General features: G+C 68.0%; 17 protein-coding genes. 12 read left to right on the top strand and 5 right to left on the bottom strand.

The genetic code is table 11. The features are described from left to right. Positions 1 to 30: 30 nt before the first annotated feature. The 3 genes from AC1C2S_RS19620 (at position 31) to AC1C2S_RS19610 (ending at position 1,803) form a co-directional block, all read left to right on the top strand. Complete coding sequence (locus AC1C2S_RS19620; RefSeq protein WP_495354430.1) at positions 31 to 444, top strand: FHA domain-containing protein; 414 nt, start codon at positions 31 to 33, stop codon at positions 442 to 444. Then, positions 444 to 1,136, top strand: a complete 693-nt coding sequence (ftsR, locus tag AC1C2S_RS19615; RefSeq protein ID WP_495354271.1) for a transcriptional regulator FtsR — start codon at positions 444 to 446, stop codon at positions 1,134 to 1,136. Before AC1C2S_RS19620 ends, ftsR begins: the two co-directional genes overlap by 1 nt. Before the next feature lie 112 nt (positions 1,137 to 1,248). Further along, positions 1,249 to 1,803 carry a MerR family transcriptional regulator gene (locus tag AC1C2S_RS19610; protein ID WP_495354270.1) on the top strand — a complete coding sequence of 185 codons (555 nt, stop codon included), beginning with the start codon at positions 1,249 to 1,251 and terminating at the stop codon, positions 1,801 to 1,803. Positions 1,804 to 1,869: 66 nt separating this feature from the next. On the opposite strand, the gene AC1C2S_RS19605 is transcribed toward AC1C2S_RS19610, so the two are convergent. After that, entirely contained in the window at positions 1,870 to 2,703 is an 834-nt protein-coding gene (locus AC1C2S_RS19605) for a ParA family protein (protein WP_495354269.1), read from the bottom strand. Positions 2,704 to 2,778: 75 nt separating this feature from the next. Here AC1C2S_RS19605 and AC1C2S_RS19600 point away from each other — a divergent pair, with 75 nt between their 5' ends. The 3 genes from AC1C2S_RS19600 to def are packed head-to-tail and all read left to right on the top strand — an operon-like array spanning position 2,779 to position 8,115. Continuing rightward, the gene (locus tag AC1C2S_RS19600) at positions 2,779 to 6,183 is read left to right on the top strand and encodes a pyruvate carboxylase (RefSeq protein WP_495354268.1); all 3,405 of its coding nucleotides are present in this window, start codon (positions 2,779 to 2,781) and stop codon (positions 6,181 to 6,183) included. A gap of 37 nt (positions 6,184 to 6,220) precedes the next feature. Continuing rightward, a complete protein-coding gene (locus tag AC1C2S_RS19595) occupies positions 6,221 to 7,612 on the top strand; it encodes a MinD/ParA family ATP-binding protein (RefSeq protein ID WP_495354267.1) in 1,392 nt (463 codons plus the stop codon). 11 nt (positions 7,613 to 7,623) lie between these two features. Continuing rightward, positions 7,624 to 8,115: a peptide deformylase gene (def, locus tag AC1C2S_RS19590; RefSeq protein ID WP_495354266.1), complete on the top strand. Its 492-nt coding sequence runs from the start codon at positions 7,624 to 7,626 to the stop codon at positions 8,113 to 8,115. 76 nt (positions 8,116 to 8,191) lie between these two features. Here def and AC1C2S_RS19585 read toward each other — a convergent pair whose 3' ends face one another. Further along, a complete protein-coding gene (locus tag AC1C2S_RS19585; protein ID WP_495354265.1) occupies positions 8,192 to 10,024 on the bottom strand; it encodes an AMP-dependent synthetase/ligase in 1,833 nt (610 codons plus the stop codon). Between the two features lie 149 nt (positions 10,025 to 10,173). Here AC1C2S_RS19585 and AC1C2S_RS19580 point away from each other — a divergent pair, with 149 nt between their 5' ends. The 3 genes from AC1C2S_RS19580 to AC1C2S_RS19570 all read left to right on the top strand — a co-directional run bounded on the left by AC1C2S_RS19580 (position 10,174) and on the right by AC1C2S_RS19570 (position 13,321). Beyond that, positions 10,174 to 11,130, top strand: a complete 957-nt coding sequence (locus AC1C2S_RS19580; RefSeq protein ID WP_495354264.1) for an ROK family glucokinase — start codon at positions 10,174 to 10,176, stop codon at positions 11,128 to 11,130. 49 nt (positions 11,131 to 11,179) lie between these two features. Further along, positions 11,180 to 11,869 (top strand): lysophospholipid acyltransferase family protein, encoded by a 690-nt coding sequence (locus tag AC1C2S_RS19575; protein WP_495354263.1) that lies wholly within the window; start codon positions 11,180 to 11,182, stop codon positions 11,867 to 11,869. An 81-nt stretch (positions 11,870 to 11,950) separates the two neighbouring features. Then, positions 11,951 to 13,321 carry a class II 3-deoxy-7-phosphoheptulonate synthase gene (locus AC1C2S_RS19570; protein ID WP_495354262.1) on the top strand — a complete coding sequence of 457 codons (1,371 nt, stop codon included), beginning with the start codon at positions 11,951 to 11,953 and terminating at the stop codon, positions 13,319 to 13,321. 91 nt (positions 13,322 to 13,412) lie between these two features. Here AC1C2S_RS19570 and pknB read toward each other — a convergent pair whose 3' ends face one another. Continuing rightward, the gene (pknB, locus tag AC1C2S_RS19565) at positions 13,413 to 15,341 is read right to left on the bottom strand and encodes a Stk1 family PASTA domain-containing Ser/Thr kinase (RefSeq protein ID WP_495354261.1); all 1,929 of its coding nucleotides are present in this window, start codon (positions 15,339 to 15,341) and stop codon (positions 13,413 to 13,415) included. A gap of 94 nt (positions 15,342 to 15,435) precedes the next feature. Continuing rightward, positions 15,436 to 16,650, bottom strand: coding sequence for a LysM peptidoglycan-binding domain-containing protein (locus AC1C2S_RS19560; RefSeq protein WP_495354429.1), 1,215 nt, complete (start codon positions 16,648 to 16,650; stop codon positions 15,436 to 15,438). A 243-nt stretch (positions 16,651 to 16,893) separates the two neighbouring features. On the opposite strand from AC1C2S_RS19560, the gene AC1C2S_RS19555 reads away from it, so the two are divergent. After that, positions 16,894 to 17,232 (top strand): Rv2175c family DNA-binding protein, encoded by a 339-nt coding sequence (locus AC1C2S_RS19555; protein ID WP_495354260.1) that lies wholly within the window; start codon positions 16,894 to 16,896, stop codon positions 17,230 to 17,232. A 44-nt stretch (positions 17,233 to 17,276) separates the two neighbouring features. Here the strand turns inward: AC1C2S_RS19555 and AC1C2S_RS19550 are convergent, their stop codons facing one another. Continuing rightward, positions 17,277 to 18,389, bottom strand: a complete 1,113-nt coding sequence (locus AC1C2S_RS19550; protein WP_495354259.1) for a polyprenyl synthetase family protein — start codon at positions 18,387 to 18,389, stop codon at positions 17,277 to 17,279. Between the two features lie 75 nt (positions 18,390 to 18,464). On the opposite strand from AC1C2S_RS19550, the gene AC1C2S_RS19545 reads away from it, so the two are divergent. Continuing rightward, positions 18,465 to 18,851: an SCO2097 family morphological protein gene (locus AC1C2S_RS19545; protein WP_495354258.1), complete on the top strand. Its 387-nt coding sequence runs from the start codon at positions 18,465 to 18,467 to the stop codon at positions 18,849 to 18,851. Positions 18,852 to 19,161: 310 nt separating this feature from the next. Continuing rightward, positions 19,162 to 19,593 carry a division/cell wall cluster transcriptional repressor MraZ gene (gene mraZ / locus AC1C2S_RS19540; protein WP_495354428.1) on the top strand — a complete coding sequence of 144 codons (432 nt, stop codon included), beginning with the start codon at positions 19,162 to 19,164 and terminating at the stop codon, positions 19,591 to 19,593. Positions 19,594 to 19,619: the final 26 nt, after the last annotated feature.

Here is a 19,619-nt window from a genome sequence, read left to right as displayed (position 1 = left end):
GCTGCGGTCGACGGTGCGACCGATACGACCATCGGCTTCAGCCGTGAGACGGCGGCGCAATTGAGCGCACTCGACGCCGACATCACTGCCGAAGAGCAGGAGGCGATCTCTGCGCTGCCCTCGGGGTCGGCGTTGCTCATCGTTCGTCGGGGCCCGAACAGCGGCGCCCGATTCCTCCTCGACACCGACGTCACGGTCGTCGGCCGTCACCCAGACGCCGACATCTTCCTCGACGACGTGACCGTCTCGCGGAAGCATGCGGAATTCGTCAGGCATCGCACCGCGTTCGAGGTGCGCGACCTCAGCTCGCTGAACGGCACCTACTACGACGGCGTGCGCATCGAGACGGCCCTCCTGAGCGATGGTGCAGAGGTGCAGATCGGCAAGTTCCGCCTCACGTTCTACGCCTCGCGACGCGACCTGGCTCCGGTGGCGAGCGAATAGTGGCAGCTCCCGCTGCGTCCACGCGCGCGAGCGGCCAGGCGCCACTGCTGGGCATCGGGCAGGTTCTCGCCCGACTCCAGCCCGAATTCCCCGAGCTGACTCCGTCGAAGCTGCGGTTCCTCGAAGAGCAACGTCTCGTCTCCCCGGCGCGCACCGCGGCGGGCTATCGCAAGTTCTCCACCGTCGATGTCGAGCGCATCACGGTCGTGCTGTCGATGCAACGCGACCACTACCTGCCGCTCAAGGTGATTCGCACGCACCTCGAGGCGATCGATGCGGGTGAGACGCCGGCACTACCGGGGGCGACGAGTGCCGCGGCGTTCCTCGCCGGTGCCCGCAGGTTCCGACGCGACGAACTCATCGCACAGGCCGGCGCGACGAGTGCGCTGCTCGACGACGCCGTCTCGACCTCGCTGCTGCCTGCCGCCGAGTACTACGGCGACGAGGCGCTCGGGGTGCTCCGCTCTCTCGTGGCGCTTCGCGCGGTGGGCATCGAGCCGCGCCATCTCCGCGGAGTACGAGCCGCGGCCGAGCGCGAGGCGGCACTCGTCGAGCGCGCGATCGCACCGTCGCGACGAGCGGATGCCGCAGACAAGGCTCGTGCCGTCGAGCACGGTCTCGAGCTCGCGGGTCATCTCGAGGCGGTGCACGCGAGCGTCGTGCGCGCCTCGCTCGGCCGCCCCGCGAGATGATGTCGCGACACGCCGTGACGTTCGGCCCGATGTGTTCGACAGAGCCCGCCCGCCTCGGTAGCGTGGAACTCGCGTCGACGGGGTGCCGGCGCGAGAGTGAGGGGCGAATCGGATGAGCAAGCTCGACCGGACTCCACGCTCGCGCTACGACCTCGGGTTGCTCTTCACCGATGGCATGCCGGTGCACGACGACGCCGTCGGGTATCGCGGCGCCGTCGCGGCTCGAGCCGCAGGCATCAGCTATCGACAGCTCGACTACTGGGCGCGCACGCAACTCGTCGAACCGACGGTGCGCGGCGCAGCGGGTTCCGGAACGCAGCGGCTCTACGGATTCCGCGACATCCTCGTGCTGAAGCTCGTGAAGCGGCTGCTCGACACCGGCATCTCGCTCCAGCAGATACGCACGGCCGTCTCCCAACTCCGAGAATCGGGCATCGACGACCTCGCCCAGACGACGCTCATGAGCGACGGCGCGAGCGTGTACCTCTGCACATCAGACGATGAAGTCATCGACCTCGTCAACCGCGGACAAGGTGTGTTCGGCATCGCGGTCGGCAAGGTGCTGCGAGAGGTCGAGTCGACGCTCGTCGAGATCGACACGCAGTCGGCCGATCCGCTCGACGAGCTCGCTGCACGACGCAGCGAACGCCCGCGCAAGATCTCCTGACGATCGCGCGGCCGGCCGCCGCGACTGAGCGTCCGCGCGACGGAGTGCCCGGGGGAGCGGCCTGTCTCAGCCGAAAGGTGTCGGGCCGTCGAGCGGCAGGCCGGCGAACTCGCCGATGCGCGCGGTGCGCAGCACGCGTTCGAGCAACTGGTCGAAGTGCGCCGACATCTCTTCGGCACTCTCACCGGGCCACATGTGCAGCGGCTTCGCGGCACCCTGCGCCTGCTGCAGCGAGGTGCGCTCGGGCAGCTGGGGCGAGAGCACGAGCGGGCCGAACATGTCGCGCAGCTCCTTGATGCGGAACTGGTGCTCGAGCGACTGCACGCGCGCGCGGTTCACGATGATGCCGAGCGGCTGCAGTCGAGGTGACAAGCCACGGCGGATCTCTTCGATCGCCCGGAGCGCCCGGTCGGCCGCCGCGACGGAGAAGAGCCCTGGCTCGGTGACGACTGCCACCCGGTCGCTCGCGGCCCATGCGGTGCGGGTCAGCGCGTTCAGCGACGGCGCGCAGTCGATGAGCACGAGTTCGTAGTCGGCTTCGACGTTCGCGAGCGCTTCTTCGAGCTTCCAGATATCGCGGATCGACGGGTGCGGCCCGTCGAAGTTGATGGCCGACGGGCTGCCGATCATCACGTCGATCGTCGATTGCGGGTTCGATCGAGCCCATCCGCTCGGCGCGATGGCCGAACGAACGATCTTCTCTTTCGGGGAAGCGAGCACGTCGGCGACGTTGAGATGGCCCGCAACCTGGATGTCCATGCCGGTCGAAACGTCGGACTGCGGGTCGAGGTCGACGACGAGGGTACGGACGCCGCGAGCGAACGCTGCGGACGCCAGTCCGAGGGTGACGGTCGTCTTGCCGACACCGCCCTTCAGAGAACTGACGCTGAGTACGTGCACGAACAGATACGTTACCTTTACTACTCGGGCGAAACCTAAACGTTCGCTGTGCGGAAACCCGTCTGAAAGGTCTGCATGTTCACGAAGATCCTGGTTGCCAATCGCGGCGAGATCGCCATCCGAGCGTTCCGGGCCGCTGTCGAGCTCGGTGCGAAGACGGTCGCGGTGTACCCATTCGAGGACCGCAACTCACTGCACCGCCTGAAGGCCGACGAGGCGTACCAGATCGGCGAGCCGGGGCATCCGGTGCGCGCATACCTCGATGTCACCGAGATCATCCGTGTGGCGAAGCTGTCGGGCGCCGATGCGATCTACCCGGGTTACGGATTCCTCTCGGAGAACCCCGAGCTCGCGCAGGCCGCCGAGGTGGCGGGTATCACCTTCATCGGTCCGCCGAAGCGGGTCCTCGAGATGGCGGGCAACAAGGTCACCGCGAAAGAGCATGCGATCGCCGCAGGCGTACCGGTGCTGAAGTCGACGCCGCCCTCGCGCGACATCGAGACCCTCATCAGCCAAGCCGACGAGGTCGGCTTCCCGATCTTCGCCAAGGCCGTCGCCGGCGGCGGCGGGCGCGGCATGCGCCGGGTGGGCACGAAAGATGATCTGCGCGCGGCCCTCGAAGAGGCGATGCGCGAGGCCGACAGCGCCTTCGGCGACTCGACGATGTTCCTCGAGCGGGCGGTGCTGCGGCCCCGTCACATCGAGGTGCAGGTGCTCGCGGATGCCTCGGGCGAGACGGTGCACCTCTTCGAACGCGACTGCTCGGTGCAGCGCCGCCACCAGAAGGTCATCGAGATCGCGCCGGCCCCGAACCTCTCCGACGAGGTGCGCCGCTCGCTCTACCGCGACGCGATCGCCTTCGCGAAGTCGATCGGTTACGTGAACGCCGGCACGGTGGAGTTCCTCCTCGACACGGCAGGGGAGCGCGCCGGCGAGCATGTCTTCATCGAGATGAATCCGCGCATCCAGGTCGAGCACACGGTCACCGAAGAGGTCACCGATGTCGACCTCGTGGTCTCGCAGATCCGCATCGCGGCGGGCGAGTCGCTGTCCGACCTCGGCTTGACGCAGGACTCGATCCGGCTCCGGGGTGCCGCACTGCAGTGCCGCATCACGACTGAAGACCCGACGGCTGGGTTCCGGCCCGACACCGGCAAGATCACCACGTACCGGTCGCCCGGTGGCGCCGGCATCCGCCTCGATGGCGGAACGATCAACCCGGGTGCCCAGATCAGCCCCCACTTCGACTCGATGCTCGCGAAGCTCACATGCCGCGGACGCGACTACCCGGCCGCGGTGGCACGCGCCAAGCGCGCCCTCGCCGAGTTCCGCATCCGCGGCGTCTCGACGAACATCTCGTTCCTGCAGGCGGTGCTCGAAGACCCGGCGTTCGTTGCCGGTGACCTCAGCACCTCGTTCATCGACGAGCGACCACAGCTCGTGCGCGGCCGCGTTTCGAAGGACCGTGGCACCAAGATCCTGAATTGGCTCGCGGATGTCACGGTGAACCAGCCGAACGGTGCCGCGCCGACCACCGTCAGCCCTGTTGAGAAGTTGCCCGCGATCGATCTCACGACCCCGGCACCGGCGGGATCGCGACAGCGTCTCCTCGAACTCGGCCCGGTCGGCTTCGCACAGGCGCTTCGCGCGCAGACGCCGCTCGCCGTGACCGAGACGACGTTCCGCGATGCGCACCAGTCGCTCCTCGCGACCCGCGTACGCACCCGCGACCTCGTGGCCGTCGCACCGTACGTCGCCCGTATGACGCCCGAGCTGCTCTCGGTCGAAGCGTGGGGCGGTGCGACCTACGACGTCGCCCTCCGTTTCCTCGGCGAAGACCCTTGGGAGCGCCTCGCTGCGCTCAGGCAGACGCTGCCCAACATCAACATCCAGATGCTCCTCCGCGGTCGCAACACGGTCGGGTACACGCCGTATCCGACCGAGGTCACCGATGCGTTCGTGCGCGAGGCCGCGGACACCGGCGTCGACATCTTCCGCATCTTCGACGCGCTCAACGACGTCTCGCAGATGCGTCCGGCGATCGATTCGGTGCTCTCGACCGGGCACGCCGTCGCCGAGGTCGCGTTGTGCTACACGGGCGATCTGCTCGATCCGGCCGAAGATCTCTACACGCTCGACTACTACCTCGGGCTCGCCGAGCAGATCGTCGACGCCGGGGCGCACGTGCTCGCGATCAAGGACATGGCCGGCCTCTTGCGGCCGACCGCCGCTGAGAAGCTCGTGACGGCGCTCCGCGAACGGTTCGACCTGCCGGTGCACCTGCACACTCACGACACCGCCGGCGGTCAGCTGGCGACGTTGCTCGCGGCGAGCCGCGCGGGCGTCGACGCCGTCGACGTCGCGAGCGCACCGATGGCGGGCACCACGAGCCAGCCATCGGCGTCGTCGCTCGTCGCCGCACTTGCGCACACCGAACGCGACACCGGTATCTCGCTCGACGCCGTCTCCGACCTCGAGCCCTATTGGGAGGCCGTGCGCCGCCTCTACCGCCCGTTCGAGTCGGGTCTGCCCGGCCCCACGGGCCGTGTGTACCGCCACGAGATCCCGGGCGGTCAGCTCTCGAACCTCCGACAGCAGGCGATCGCGCTGGGCCTGGCCGACGACTTCGAACTCATCGAAGACATGTACGCGGCTGCCGATCACATCCTCGGCCGGGTGCCGAAGGTGACGCCGTCCTCGAAGGTCGTCGGCGACCTCGCCCTCCACCTGGCAGCGGTCAAGGCCGATCCCGCCGACTTCGCCGCGAACCCCGAGAAGTACGACGTTCCCGACTCCGTGATCGGATTCATGGCCGGCGAGCTCGGCGACCTGCCCGGCGGATGGCCGGAGCCGTTCCGCACCAAGGTGCTCGCGGGCAAAGACATCCGCATCGGCGTCACCGAGCTCACCGCCGAACAGCGCGAGGCGCTCGAGGCCGACAGTGCGACGCGACGAGCAACGCTGAACGCCCTCCTCTTCCCGGCGCCCACGCGCCAGTACGAGCAAATCCGGGAGCTGTTCGGCGACCTCTCGGTCGTCGACACGGCCGACTACCTGTACGGCCTTCGCCAGGGCGCCGAGCACGTCGTCGAGATCGACACGGGGGTGCGCCTCTACGCGGGGCTCGAGGCGATCGGCGAAGCCGACGACAAGGGCATGCGCACCGTCATGACCATCCTGAACGGCCAGCTTCGGCCGGTCTTCGTCCGGGATCGCGCCATCGTCGTCGAGACCCGTACGGCCGAGAAGGCGGATGCCTCGCAGCCTGGGCAGATCGCCGCGCCGTTCTCCGGCGTGGTGACCCTCCAGGTCGAGGCCGGCGCCGAGATCGCGGCCGGCCAGAGCGTCGCCTCGATCGAGGCGATGAAGATGGAGGCTGCGATCACCTCGCCCATCGCGGGCGTCGTCGAGCGGGTCGCGATACCCAAGACGCAGCAGGTCGAAGCAGGTGACCTGCTCGTCGTGGTGCGCCCGCGCTAGGCTGGGCGTTGGTTGACACTGATGAGGAGGGGTATCGGTGGCTGAAGACAAGTTCGAAGAAGAAGCTGCGACGCGTCGCGGTTCGGCAACACGTACGTCGGCACTGGATCGCGGCCGCAGGTTGGCCGCGACCGGGGCGCACTCGGGTGCGGAGCTGGCAGAGAACCCGAACGTTCGGGTCGACCTGCCGCCGGCGCCGGTGCACGAGATGCCCGACGACGAGGTCGCAGTGGCGATCGACGATGTCGCGGTCAATCCGGGCAGCCTGGTCGGCGGTGGCAGCAGTACCACCTCCGTCGAGGTGATCACGCCGGCCCTCGCCGGTGCCGGATACCGCGGTGCCGCGCGGCGCGAGCCTTCGCCGTACGGCGCGCTGCTCGCCGCCGACGCATCGAAACTCCGCCGCGAGCGGGTCAGCACCGATACCGGCAGCCACGTCGCGGTCGTCGACGTCCCCGGCGAGCCGCAGCCCAGGGCAGAGGTGCCCGAAACAGCGGACTCGCTGACGGCCGACCGGCTCATCGACTTGAATCGCACGACGCGACCCGCGCCGCAGGGCGGCGTCAACCGGTTCGTCTACGAGGCATCCCTCCACCTCGTCAACCTCGGCGACTCGGCGAAGGTGCAAGCGCACAAGGCCATGAGCCAGCGCATCCAGAAGCGCTTCGAGGGTGGCGCGCGCTTCGTGCCGGTGCTCACCCGGAAGGGCGGGGTCGGTAAGACGACGATCACCGCGCTGCTCGGAATGGCCCTCGCCAACGCACGCGACGACCGCATCATCGCGATCGATGCCAATCCCGACCGCGGCACCCTCGCCGAGCGTGTCGACCGCCAGACCCGTGAGACCGTGCGCGACGTGGTGGCGAAGGCCTCGTCGATCGGCGGATACACCGACTTCTCCAGATTCGTCTCGCGCGATGAGACTCGTCTGGACATCCTCGCCTCCGACACCGATCCGACCCTGTCCGAGGCGTTCGACGACAATGACTACAACGTCGTCGCCGGTCTTGCCGCCCGGTACTACTCGATCGTGCTCACCGATTGCGGCACCGGCATCGTGCACTCCGTCATGCGTGCCACGCTCCAGCGTGCCGACTCGGTCGTGATCGTCTCGGGCGGCAGCGTCGACGAGGCCCGTCTCGCGTCCGAGACGCTGACGTGGCTCGAGGCCAACGGATACGGCGAACTCGTGCGCAATGCCATCGTGGCGATCAACCTCGCCACCCAGGGCACGCACCTCGTCAAGGTCGACGAGATCGAGGCGCATTTCCAGTCCAGGGTGCGCGAGATCGTGCGCATTCCCTACGACCCGCAGCTCGCGGCCGGTTCCGTCGTGAACTGGCACGAACTGCGCCCCGTCACCCAGCACGCGGCTCGTGAGCTCGCGGCGCTCGTGGTGGAAGGCATGCCCGCCGAGCGCGAGCACTGAACGGAGAACCATTGCCCGAACGACCCATTCGCCTGTTCGGCGACCCTGTCTTGAAGACCGTCTCCGCCCCCGTCGAACAGGCCGACGAGCGTGTGCGCGCACTCGTGACCGATCTGCTCGACAGCGTGAGAATTCCCGGCCGCGCAGGTGTGGCGGCCTCGCAGATCGGCGTGAACCTGCGGGCGTTCAGTTACAACGTCGACGGTGAAGTCGGCTACATCCTGAACCCCGAGATCGTCGAGGTCACCGGTGAGAAGGAGCTCATCGACGAGGGATGCCTCTCGGTTCCCGGGCTCTGGCACAAGACGCCGCGGCATCCGTTCGCCCGCGTGCGCGGCATCGACCTCGACGGCAATGAGATCGAGGTTTCGGGCACGGGGCTCATGGCCCAAGCCCTCCAGCACGAGACCGACCATCTCGACGGTCTGCTGTACATCGACCGCCTCGAGAAGGCCGAACGGCGTCTCGCGATGAAGGAGATTCGCGAGTCGGACTGGTTCTGACTCGCGAGCACCCACCGACGACGAAGGCCCCGCGAGCGGGGCCTTCGTCGTCTCGTGACTCAGTGCGTGATCGAACTCAGTGCACGATCGAGTGACCCTCGGTCGCCGGCGCGCCCGAGTACATCGCCTCGATGTGCGGTGCGAAGTCGGCGAGGATGATGTTGCGCTTGATGCTCATCTTCGGGGTCAGGTGTCCGCTCTCTTCGGTGAGCTCGATCGCGAGCAGGGTGAACTTGCGGATCGATTCTGCACGCGAGACCGTCTCGTTGGCCGCGTCGATCGCGCGCTGCACCTCGGCGAGCACCGCCGGGTTGACGGTGGCCTCCTCGATCGACATGCCGGCGTCTTCACTGTTGTTGTTGAGCCAGACGGGCAGCATCTCGGGGTCGAGGGTGATCAGCGCCGAGATGAACGGCTTCTTGTCGCCGACGACGATGATCTGGCCGACGAGCGGGTTCGCGCGAATGGGGTCTTCGAGCGCCGCGGGGGCGACGTTCTTGCCACCCGCCGTGACGATGATCTCTTTCTTGCGACCCGTGATCGTGAGAAAGCCGTCGGCGTCGAACGAGCCGAGGTCACCGGTCATGAACCATTCACCGTCGAACGATGCTGCGGTCGCCTCGGGGTTCTTCCAGTACTCCTTGAAGACATCGATGCCCTTGACCTGAATCTCACCGTCGTCGGCGAGACGCACTGCGACACCGGGGAGCGGTGGGCCGACCGTACCGATCTTCGACTTGTTCGCGAGGTTCACCGTTGCGGGCGCCGTGGTCTCGGTGAGGCCGTAGCCCTCGAGGATCGTGATGCCGAGGGCGTGGTAGAAGTGTCCGAGGCGCGGGCCGAGCGGCGCGGAGCCGGACACGGCGTACTTGACGTTGCCGCCCATGGCTTCACGGAGCTTCGAGAAGACGAGCGCGTCGAAGACCTTGAACTTGAGCTTCAGGCCGAAGGGGACCTTGCCGTTCTCCCTCGCGATCGAGTAAGCCACGGCAGTGTCGGCGGCGGCGCGGAAGATCTTGCCCTTGCCGCCGGCTTCGGCCTTCTGCTCGGAGACGTTGTAGACCTTCTCGAAGACTCGCGGCACTGCGAGCAGGAACGTCGGCTTGAAGCTCGCCAGGGAGGGGAGGAGTTGCTTGGTGTCGGGCTGGTGACCGACCCGCACCCCGGCGTGCACGGAGAGCACCGCGATGAAGCGCGCGAACACGTGCGCCGTCGTGATGAAGAGCAGCGTCGAGGCGCCGTCGGGGTCTGACACGACCTCGCTGAGGGCGACCGCGGAGTTGCGGGAGAGCTCGACGAAGTTCGAGTGGGTGAGCACGCACCCCTTGGGCTTGCCGGTCGAGCCGGAGGTGTAGATGAGCGTGGCGATGTCAGAGCCCACCGCGAGGTTGCGACGACGCTCGATCTCTTCGTCGGCCACCTCGGTGCCGCCGGCGATGAGCTTGTCGAGGTCGCCGAGGTCGATCTGCCAGGTTTCGCGGATCAACGGCAGATCGGGGTGCACCTCGTCGAAGCGCGCGAAATGGTCGGGCGTTTCGACGATGAGGGCGATCGCGCCGGAATCGCTGAGGTTCCATCGCACCTGGGCGGGTGCACTCGTCTCATAAACGGGCACGAGCACGGCGCCGGCGAACCACGTCGCGAAGTCGATCAGGGTCCACTCGTACCGGGTCTTGCACATCAGACCGATCTTGTCGCCCGGCTGGATGCCGGCGGCGACGAGCCCTTTCGAGAGTGCGATGACCTGGTCGTAGAACTCCTTGGTGGTGACGGGAGTCCAGCCGCCGTCGGCGGTCGGGAGCGAGAACAGCACGGAGTCGGGCGTCGCGGCGACGCGGTCGACCAGCAAGTCTGTGGTGTTCGCCTCGGGGTCGGCGGCAACCACGGGTGGGGTGGCGAATTCGATCACGGTAGCTCCTTCGGCACCGGGAGGGTTGCACGCGGCTCGGGTACCAGCGTGAACCGCGGCATTGGGGTCTACTACACTCTAGTCGTTGCTCGTGCGGCCCCAGGTCTCGGCTCGATCACGCTCGTCCCCATCTGAAAGGCAGCCTCCTGGTGCATGCGATCGGAATCGACATCGGTGGAACGAAGATCGCCGGAGCGGTCGTCGACGAGCTCGGCAACATCGTTGCGAACGAGCGAGTCGCGACTCCTGCCGGTGACGCGAGACAGATCGAAGACGCGGTCGTGCAGATGATCGATTCCCTGCGCGCCGGGGCAGCGGCCGAGATCGTCGCGATCGGGGTGGCGGCGGCGGGCTTCGTCGATGCTGCGCACTCCACGGTCTACTACGCACCGAACATCGATTGGCGCAACGAGCCCTTTCGCGAAAAGCTCGAGGCCCGGGTCGGTACTGCCGTGGTCGTCGACAACGACGCCAATGCGGCCGGCTGGGCCGAGTTCCGATTCGGGGCGGGCCGCATGGTCAGCGACATGGTGATGCTCACGATCGGCACCGGGGTGGGCGGCGCGATCGTCGCAGGCGATCGCCTCTTCCGCGGGGGGTTCGGCGCCGGTGCGGAACTCGGTCACCTCCGGGTGGTGCCCGACGGGCTTGCCTGTGGCTGCGGCCAGCGCGGATGCATCGAGCAGTACGGTTCGGGCCGGGCGCTGCTGCGCATGGCGAACGAGATCGCCGATGCCGGCGGCATCGGCCAGAACCTTGCGCGGGTTCGCACCGAGCACGGGGCCCTCGACGGGCGCCTCGTCGGCGCCCTCATCGAGTCCGGCGACCCCGGCGCGATCACTGCGCTGCGACAATTGGGCAACTGGCTCGGACAGGCGGCCGCGAGTCTCTCGGCGGTGCTCGATCCGCAGCGCTTCGTCTTCGGTGGTGGGGTCGCCGTTGCCGGAGAGCTGCTGCTCGAGCCGATCCGCGCGGCCTATCTCGAACACCTGCCCGCCCGCGGGTACCACCCCGAGCCCGACTTCGTGATCGCCGAGCTCGTCAACGATGCCGGGGTCGTCGGCGCGGCCGACCTCGCCCGGGTTTGGGTAGCCGAGCACGCCTGAGCCGGCGACGCTAGGCTGGGTCGGTGCCGCAGCGGGAAGGAGCTTCAGGGTGTTCTACTGGATCATGAAGCACCTCGTCATCGGGCCGATCCTGCTCTCGATCTTCCGACCGTGGGTCGTCGGCCTCGAGAACGTGCCCAAAGAGGGGCCCGTCGTCCTCGCTTCCAACCACCTCTCGTTCATCGACTCGATCTTCCTGCCGCTCATCGTCGACCGCCCGGTCGCCTTCCTCGCCAAGAGCGAGTACTTCACGGGCAAGGGCCTGAAGGGCTGGGCGACGAGACTGTTCCTCAAAGCGGCAGGGCAGCTCCCGATCGACCGATCGGGCGGCAAGGCTTCCGAGGCGTCGCTCGAGACCGGGCTCCGCGTGCTCGGCGAAGGCAAGATCCTCGGCATCTATCCCGAGGGCACCCGCAGCCCGGACGGCAAGCTGTATCGAGGTCGCACGGGCGTTGCCCGCATGGTGCTCGAGGCGGGCGTCCCGGTGATCCCCGTCGCGATGATCGGCACCGAGCACGTCATGCCGATCGGCACGCGCCTGCCGAAGGTGCGTCGCATCGGCATCATCCTCGGCGAATCGATCGACTTCAGTCGCTTCGAGGGACTCGAGGGCGACCGATTCGTGCTCCGTTCGGTGACCGACGAGCTCGTCTACGATCTTCGCGGGCTGAGCGGTCAGGAATACGTCGACGTCTACGCCAGTTCCGTCAAGGAGAAGCGCGCTCCGCAATCGCGATAGGCTCGTTCAGCGGTGGCGCGACGTGCGTCGCCGTTCTCTTTCCCGGCGCGATCGTGCGCCCCGAACCCCTCAGGACATCCCGTGGTACAGCTCGTCGAGCCGGTCGTGAAAGCAGATCCCTCCGTGATTGCCGGCCTCGACTATTGGCGCACGCTGCCCATCAAGCAGCAGCCGACGTGGCCCTCACCCGAGGCCGCTCACGCGGCATCCGCTGAGCTCGCGACCCTGCCGCCGCTCGTCTTCGCGGGCGAGGTCGACATCCTGCGCGAGCGGCTGGCCGCTGCCTCACGCGGCGAAGCGTTCCTGCTCCAGGGGGGCGACTGCGCCGAGACCTTCGCGGGCGCCACTGCCGACCAGATCCGCAATCGCGTGAAGACCGTGCTGCAGATGGCGGTCGTGCTCACCTACGGTGCGTCGATGCCGGTCGTGAAGATGGGGCGCATGGCGGGTCAGTTCGCCAAGCCCCGTTCGAGTGACAGCGAGACCCGGGGCGACGTCACACTTCCCGCCTACCGCGGCGACATCGTGAACGGCTACGACTTCACGCCCGAGTCACGCGCCGCCGACCCGGCGCGGCTCGTCAAGGGCTACCACACCGCCGCCTCGACCCTCAATCTCATCCGTGCGTTCACGCAGGGCGGCTTCGCGGACCTGCGCCAGGTGCACTCGTGGAACCAGGGCTTCGCTTCCAACCCCGCCAACGCCCGCTACGAGACCATGGCCCGCGAGATCGATCGCGCGATCAAGTTCATGGAGGCGTGCGGCGCCGACTTCGAAGCGATCAAGCACACGGAGTTCTACACCGGGCATGAGGGCCTGCTCATGGACTACGAGCGGCCCATGACCCGCATCGACTCGCGCACGGGCACGCCCTACGACACGTCGGCCCACTTCATCTGGATCGGTGAGCGTACGCGCGAGCTCGACGGCGCCCACGTCGACTTCCTCTCGCGGGTGCGCAATCCGATCGGTGTGAAGCTCGGCCCGTCGACGACACCCGAGACCATGCTCGAGCTCGTCGAGAAGCTCGACCCTGAGCGCGAGCCCGGCCGTCTCACCTTCATCACGCGCATGGGCGCCGGCAAGATCCGCGACGCGCTGCCCCCGCTCCTCGAGGCGATCAAGGCGAGCGATGCCAGCCCGTTGTGGGTCACCGACCCGATGCACGGCAACGGCATCACCACGCCCAACGGCTACAAGACGCGTCGCTTCGACGACGTCGTCGACGAGGTCAAGGGCTTCTTCGAGGCGCATCGCGACGCCGGAACGCACCCGGGTGGCATCCACGTCGAGTTGACCGGCGACGATGTCACGGAGTGCCTCGGCGGCTCCGAGCACATCGACGAAGAGACACTGGCGACGCGTTACGAGTCGCTCTGCGACCCGCGCCTGAACCACATGCAGTCGCTCGAGCTGGCCTTCCTCGTGGCCGAGGAGCTCGCGGCTCGCTGAGTTGGCGCGCGGGGCGTCCGGTGACGGGTGCCCCGCGCACCCGCTCGTGAGCGGGTGGCCGGCGTCAGGCCGTTCGTCCGATCTGCTTTGCTCAAAGCGTGAGCGTGCCGACGAGCTTCACTTCGCTCCTGCGCACTGCCTGCGCGTCCGCGGCGGGGTCTTGCGAGGTCACGGTGACGAACGCCAGGAACGGCGCGGGGAAGCTGTGCGCGACGGTGAACTCCGCCGCCTCGAGCGCCTCGATCGCATCGGAGAGCTTCATGCCGACGACGTTCGGCACGCTCACGAGGTCTTGGCCCTTCGAGATGACCACATCGATCGAGTCGGCGGGTCGCACGGGATCGGTGTTCGCACTCGCGCTCAACACGGCGTCGGCCTCGATTGCCCCGGAGTTGTCGAACTCGGAGCCGACCTCGTTCATTGTCAGGCCTACGGCGTCGAGCGCGGCCTCGGCCTCTGCCCTGGGCATGCCGACGATATCGGGCACACCGCCGGCCGAGACCACGAGCGTGAGCTTGCCGAGTTCGGCGTATTCGGAACCGACGGAATTGCCCTCGGCATCGAGCACGTCGATGACGAGGTCGGCCGGCACATCGGTCGAGAACTGCATGGCGCTGCCTTCGGCGACCGTGAAGTCGCTGAGCGCGTCGCGGGCTTCGGCGGAGGGGGAGCCTCGCACCTCGGGAACCGACAGGATGCTCGGCCCCTTCGAGACGTAGAGCGTGACGAGCGAGCCGCGCTGAGCTTGCGATCCGGCTTCGGGGTCTGTGCCCGAGACCTGGCCGATCGGCACCACGGGGTCGTTCCGTTCGGCGGGCTCGACCGTGAACCCGGCCTCTTGGAGCACGGTCGTCGCGCTGTCGGGCGTGAGAGTCGCGGTCTCGGGCACCTGGGTGAGCGCACCCGGCCCCGCGCCGAAGTACCAGCCGGTGCCGACGGCGAGCCCCGTGAGGAGCACGATGAAGGCGAGGATCCAGTAGCCGCGTCGCTTGCGTCGATCGGCACTCTTCGCGAGCGCCGCGGTGTCGTCGCCGTCGGATGCCTCGAGGGTCGCCGTCGAGGCGATCGCCGCACCGACACCGCTGAGCACGCGGGTCTCCGCCGTCGCGGCACCGGCTGGCAGCGCTGAAGCGGGCAGCACCATCGTCGCCTGAGTGGTGAGCGGACGGTGCGATGAGCGGATCGACGGCTCGACCTCGCGCAGCCGGTCGAGCATCTCGCGAGCGTCGTTCGGTCGCTCCTCGGGGTCTCGGGCGGTCGCCCAGAGCACGAGCTCGTCGAGTTCGACCGGCACCGCGGGGTTCTTCGAGCTCGGCGTGGGTACTTGGTCGTTCGCGTGCTGGTAGGCGATCGCCATCGGCGCTTCGCCGACGTAGGGCTGCTCGCCCGTGAGCATCTCGTACATCATGATGCCGACGGCGTAGATGTCGCTGCGAGCGTCGGCGACGCCACGGGTGACGAGTTCGGGCGAGAGGTAGGCGATCGTGCCGAGCAGTGCCTGCCCGGTGGCGGTGTTCGCGCTGGCGGCCCGTGCCAAGCCGAAATCACCGAGCTTGATGCGCCCGTCGTCGGCGAGTAGCACGTTCTCGGGCTTGAGGTCGCGATGCACGATGCCGGCCTTGTGCGCGGCTGCCAGGCCCGACAGCACGGCGTCCATGATGTCGACGGTCTGCTCGGGCGTGAGCTTCTTGTAATCCTTCAGCAGGTCGCGGAGCGTGATGCCCGGCAGATATTCCATGACGAGGTAGGCCATGTCGGCGTCTTGGCCCTGATCGAAGACGTTCACGACGTTCGGGTGGGCCAGTCGTGCGGCCGAGCGGGCCTCTTGCACGAAGCGGGTCTTGAAGGTGTTGTCGTCGGCGAGGTGGCCGTGCATGATCTTGATCGCGACCCGGCGCTCGAGGCGCAGGTCGGTCGCGAGGTAGACAGTGGCCATACCGCCGCGAGCGATCCGCGAGCGCACCTGATAGCGGCCGTCGATGAGACGGCCGATCATGGGATCTGCGGGCGCGGTGGTCACTCTCCGAGTCTACGAAGGGGTATATGCCGCAGTCGGCCCAAACGCCGACGGCGCGCCGATCGCAATCCCATCGTGATAAGCGGCGCCGCCCGGATCACCCGAGTTCGGAGAGCCAGGCCCTCGCCGACGCCTCCCACTTCGCGTAATGGTCGGGGTGGGCGCTCAGCTGCACGGCCTGGGCAGCTTGGGTGACGGTCAACTTCTCCCAGCCCGTGATGTCCAGCAGGCCCCGGGTGCGCCCGGGATTCGGGTTCGCGGTACCGCCGAAGAACGCCGTCGATGCCCGAACCGGGTCGAGCACCTCTTCGACGGTGCCCCAGCCCTGACTCGGACGCTGCTGGAAGAGCCCGAGTGAGTCGGCGTCGCCGTAGTTCGAGTTCTTGAGTCCGGATTCCTGTGCGGCCGCAGCGAGGGCGATGACGATGGCCTGGTCGGAGACGCCGAGGGCGCGGCCGACATCGATGATGATCCGAGCGTTGGCGCGCATCTCGTCGGTGAGAGTGACGCTCACGGATGCGACGGCCACTACGGCGACGGGCCTGGCGATGCGCAATACCTGCCCTGCGCGGATGACGGCGGAAGCATCGAGTCCGTTGGCCGCGACGAGTTCCTGCACGCCGACATCGTGGCGCGCCGCGATGTCCCAGAGCGTGTCGCCGTCCACCACGACGTAGGTGTCGGCGGTGACCGGGTCGGCGGGCGGCTGCGGTGCCGGTTGCGGTGCGGGTGACGGCGACGGCGCAGGCGCGGCCGGCGCATCGGCCGCCCCGGTCGCAGGCGGAAGCACGATCGACTCGCCGGGGAAGATCAGGCTCTGTCGGCTGAGTCCGTTGACGCTGAGCACCTGGTCGAGCGAAAGCCCGTACGCCGCGGCGATGCCGCTCATGGTGTCGCCTGCGGCGACCGTGTGGCGGGAGAGCTCGGCGGCGACCGGCGCAGGCGCAGGAGCGGGAGCAGGAGCCGCGGTGTCGCCGGGCAGGGCGAGTCGCTGGCCCGGGAAGATCAGGCTCGACCATCCGAGACCGTTCAGCGCCAGGATGTCGGCAGTGGCCACGCCGTACCGTTCGGCGATGCCGCTCACGGTGTCGCCGTCGCCGACGGTCACTTCGCCGGGCACGACGGCGGCCGATGGCGCACTCGACGCGGGCGGCGCGGTCGGCGCATTCGTCGCCTTCGCCTTCGGCAACCGCTTCGCCGATTGCGGCACCGCCTCGGCGGGCTGTGCGATGCCGAGCGTGACGGCGATCGTCGAGACGACCGCGAGCGGCAGCGTGATCAACCGGCGGATGCCTCGACGGCGGCGAGGCATTTCGAACTCGGCCCGTCGGGAACGGGCCGCCGGGTCTGGTTCAGGCTCGGTCTCGGCTTCGTACGACATCTTTCCCCCTTCGCCGGCGCGTTGCTCCCGGCCCCCGCGGCAACCGTCGCATAGCCCCACGGACGAGTCAAACACCTCAGCGCGAGTCCGGTGAAGCCGTGCCGCGACGCTCCGCGGCCGCTCGCACTCAAGTTCGGGTTCCGGAAGTCGCCCGGGTCATGGCAGTCTTGATCCGTGACCGATGCTGCCGAGACCGACTGGCTGACTGTTCCCGACCTCGTCGAGATGCTCGGGCAGAGCCCCAGTCGCATCCGCCGACTCATCGACGACCGGCATCTGCTCGCCGCCCGGGTCGACGGTGTGCTGAAGGTACCGTCGGTGTTCCTCCGAGACGAAGCGCCCCTGCCCGAACTGCACGGTACGGCCAACGTGCTCTCCGACGCGGGCTTCACCGATACTGAAGCGCTCGAGTGGATGCTCGCCGAGGAAGACAGCCTCGGGACCTCGCCGATCGCCGCCCTCAGGGCAGGCCGAAAGGCCGAGGTGCGTCGCATCGCGCAGGCGCTGGCCTGATCCGACGTCGCCGCGGCGCTGTGCAGCGCGTGGGGGCCGGTGGTTCAGCTCGCCCGACGGGTGACCGTCTTTGCGAGTGAACCGAGTTCGGCTCGGGCATCGCGGCTGAGCGGTGCGTCGTCGAGCGCCGCCATCGCCTTCGCGACGTTCGTGGTGATGAGCGCTTCGACCTCGTCGACCGCGCCGCATTCGCCGATGGTGCGCTGCAGCATCCGCACCTGTTCGGGCGTGAGGTCGGGGTCGCCGAGGAGTTCGTCGAGCAAGCGGCGCTGGCCGGGCGTGAGTCGTTCGCGGGCGATGGCGATGAGGATGGTGCGCTTGCCTTCGCGCAGGTCGTCGCCACTCGGCTTGCCGGTGACCTCGGGGTCGCCGAAGACGCCCAGCAGGTCGTCGCGCAGCTGATAGGCGATGCCGAGCGGCAGGCCGAACGCTCGAAGGGCGCCGAGCTGGGCACTCGAGGCTCCGGCGATCGCTCCGCCGATCACGAGCGGTGCTTCCACGCTGTACTTGGCCGACTTGTAGACGATGACGCGCTCGGCGCGGAGCCGTTGCTCCGATTCGGGCTGGGCGAGCCAGGCGCGCTCCTCGAGGATGTCGAGGTACTGACCGGCGGTCACCTCTGTGCGCATGCGCATGAACTCGCCGCGCGCGCCCCGGGCGGCTTCGCGATCGGGCAGTGCCGAGAGGCCCTCGTCGAGGAGCTCGTCGCTCCACCCGAGCAGCAGGTCGCCGAGCAGGATCGCCGCGGCGCGGCCGAAGTCGGGGGAGCTGCCGGCCCAGCCGGAATCGGTGTGCAACTGCTCGAAGAGTCGATGCGCCGACGGAGCACCGCGCCGGGTGTCGGAGTTGTCGATGATGTCATCGTGCAGCAGGGCGGCGGCGTGGAAGATCTCGAGCGCGGATGCCGCGGAGACGATGGGGAACCGGTCGCGACCGTCGTCGCCCGCGAACGGGTCGAACCCGCGCGCACCGACGGCCTCCCAGCCCCAGTAGCAGAACAGCGCCCGGAACCGTTTGCCTCCGCTGAGAAAGCGCCGTGAGAACGCATCGAGCGGCTCGAGGTCGGGGCTGATCGAGCGGAGAATGGAGGTGCGTTCGGCGAGGAAATCCTCGATGCGTTCGTGCACCAAATCGACCAGTCGGGAACCGTGAGCCACCTGCCTAGCCTAGCGAGGCAGCGCAGGGCTAGAATGAACTCGGATGCGTCGATCCCGAAGCCTGAGGGGAGTGAGATGCCGCTTTCAGAGCAGGAGCAACGTCTTCTCGAAGAGATGGAGCGCAACCTCTATCGCAATGACGCCGACTTCGTTCAAGCAGTCGGCGGCGTTCGAGGGCGCAGACCGAACTACCGGGCCATCGTGCTGGGCGTGCTGCTCGCCGTCGCCGGCGCCGGCGCACTCATCGCGGGGGTGGCATCGCAGCTGCTCATCATCGGCGTCATCGGGTTCGCCCTGATGTTCGCGGGTGTGCTCGTCGCGATCACGCCGTCGAAGCGAGGCGCGGCCACGGCCGCCCCTTCGGAGCCCGCAGCCGCAACGCAGGGCGGACGCCGTTCGGGCGGCGGCTTCATGGACCGCATGAACGATCGTTGGGATCGCCGCCAGCAGGGCCACGACTGATCCCTCCACTTCCCACCACCTGAACGGGTCGATCTTCGGATCGGCCCGTTTTTTCGTGCGCCGGGAGTCGAGATCGACCGTTCGGACAGCTCGGCCGGAGCCATCCGTCGCTGATCGCGGCTGATCGCGCCTGCTTCTCGTGCTCCGCCGCGGAACTCCCTCCACTCCACTCCACGCTCGGTCTTCCCACTGTTACCGGGAAACTCACAGCCAGCTGACGAGGAAAACGAGCGAATGTCGTTGATTGGTGGATGAGAGTGGAGTAAAGTGGGGTCACCTGGATTCTGGCCGGAGGAAAGGGGGTGATGTGGTGTTCCTCGGTAGCTATGAACCAAAGCTTGATGAGAAAGGCCGCGTCATTCTTCCGGCGAAGTTCCGGGAGGAGCTCTCGAGCGGCCTCGTGCTCACGCGCGGGCAGGAACGCTGCATCTACGTGTTCAGCGCACGGGAGTTCGAGAGCATGAGTGACAAGATCCGCCAAGCCCCGGTAACGAGCAAGCAGGCGCGCGATTACATGCGCGTCTTCCTCTCGGGGGCTTCCGCGGAGACCCCCGACAAGCAGCATCGCGTCACCATCCCGGCAACGCTTCGCGCGTACGCGGGCCTCGACCGCGACCTCACGGTCATCGGCACGGGCAGCCGGGTGGAGATCTGGGATGCGACGGCATGGGCGACTTACCTCGCCGAGCAAGAGGCGGCCTTCGCGGACACGGCGGAGGAGGTGATCCCCGGACTCTTCTGATCCTCGGGCTCCGACTCCCAGCCGGC

This window comes from Agromyces sp. Y782, assembly GCF_059445405.1.
The sequence above is the reverse complement of the archived record's forward strand: the minus strand, read 5'-3'. Positions and strand labels throughout refer to the sequence as shown.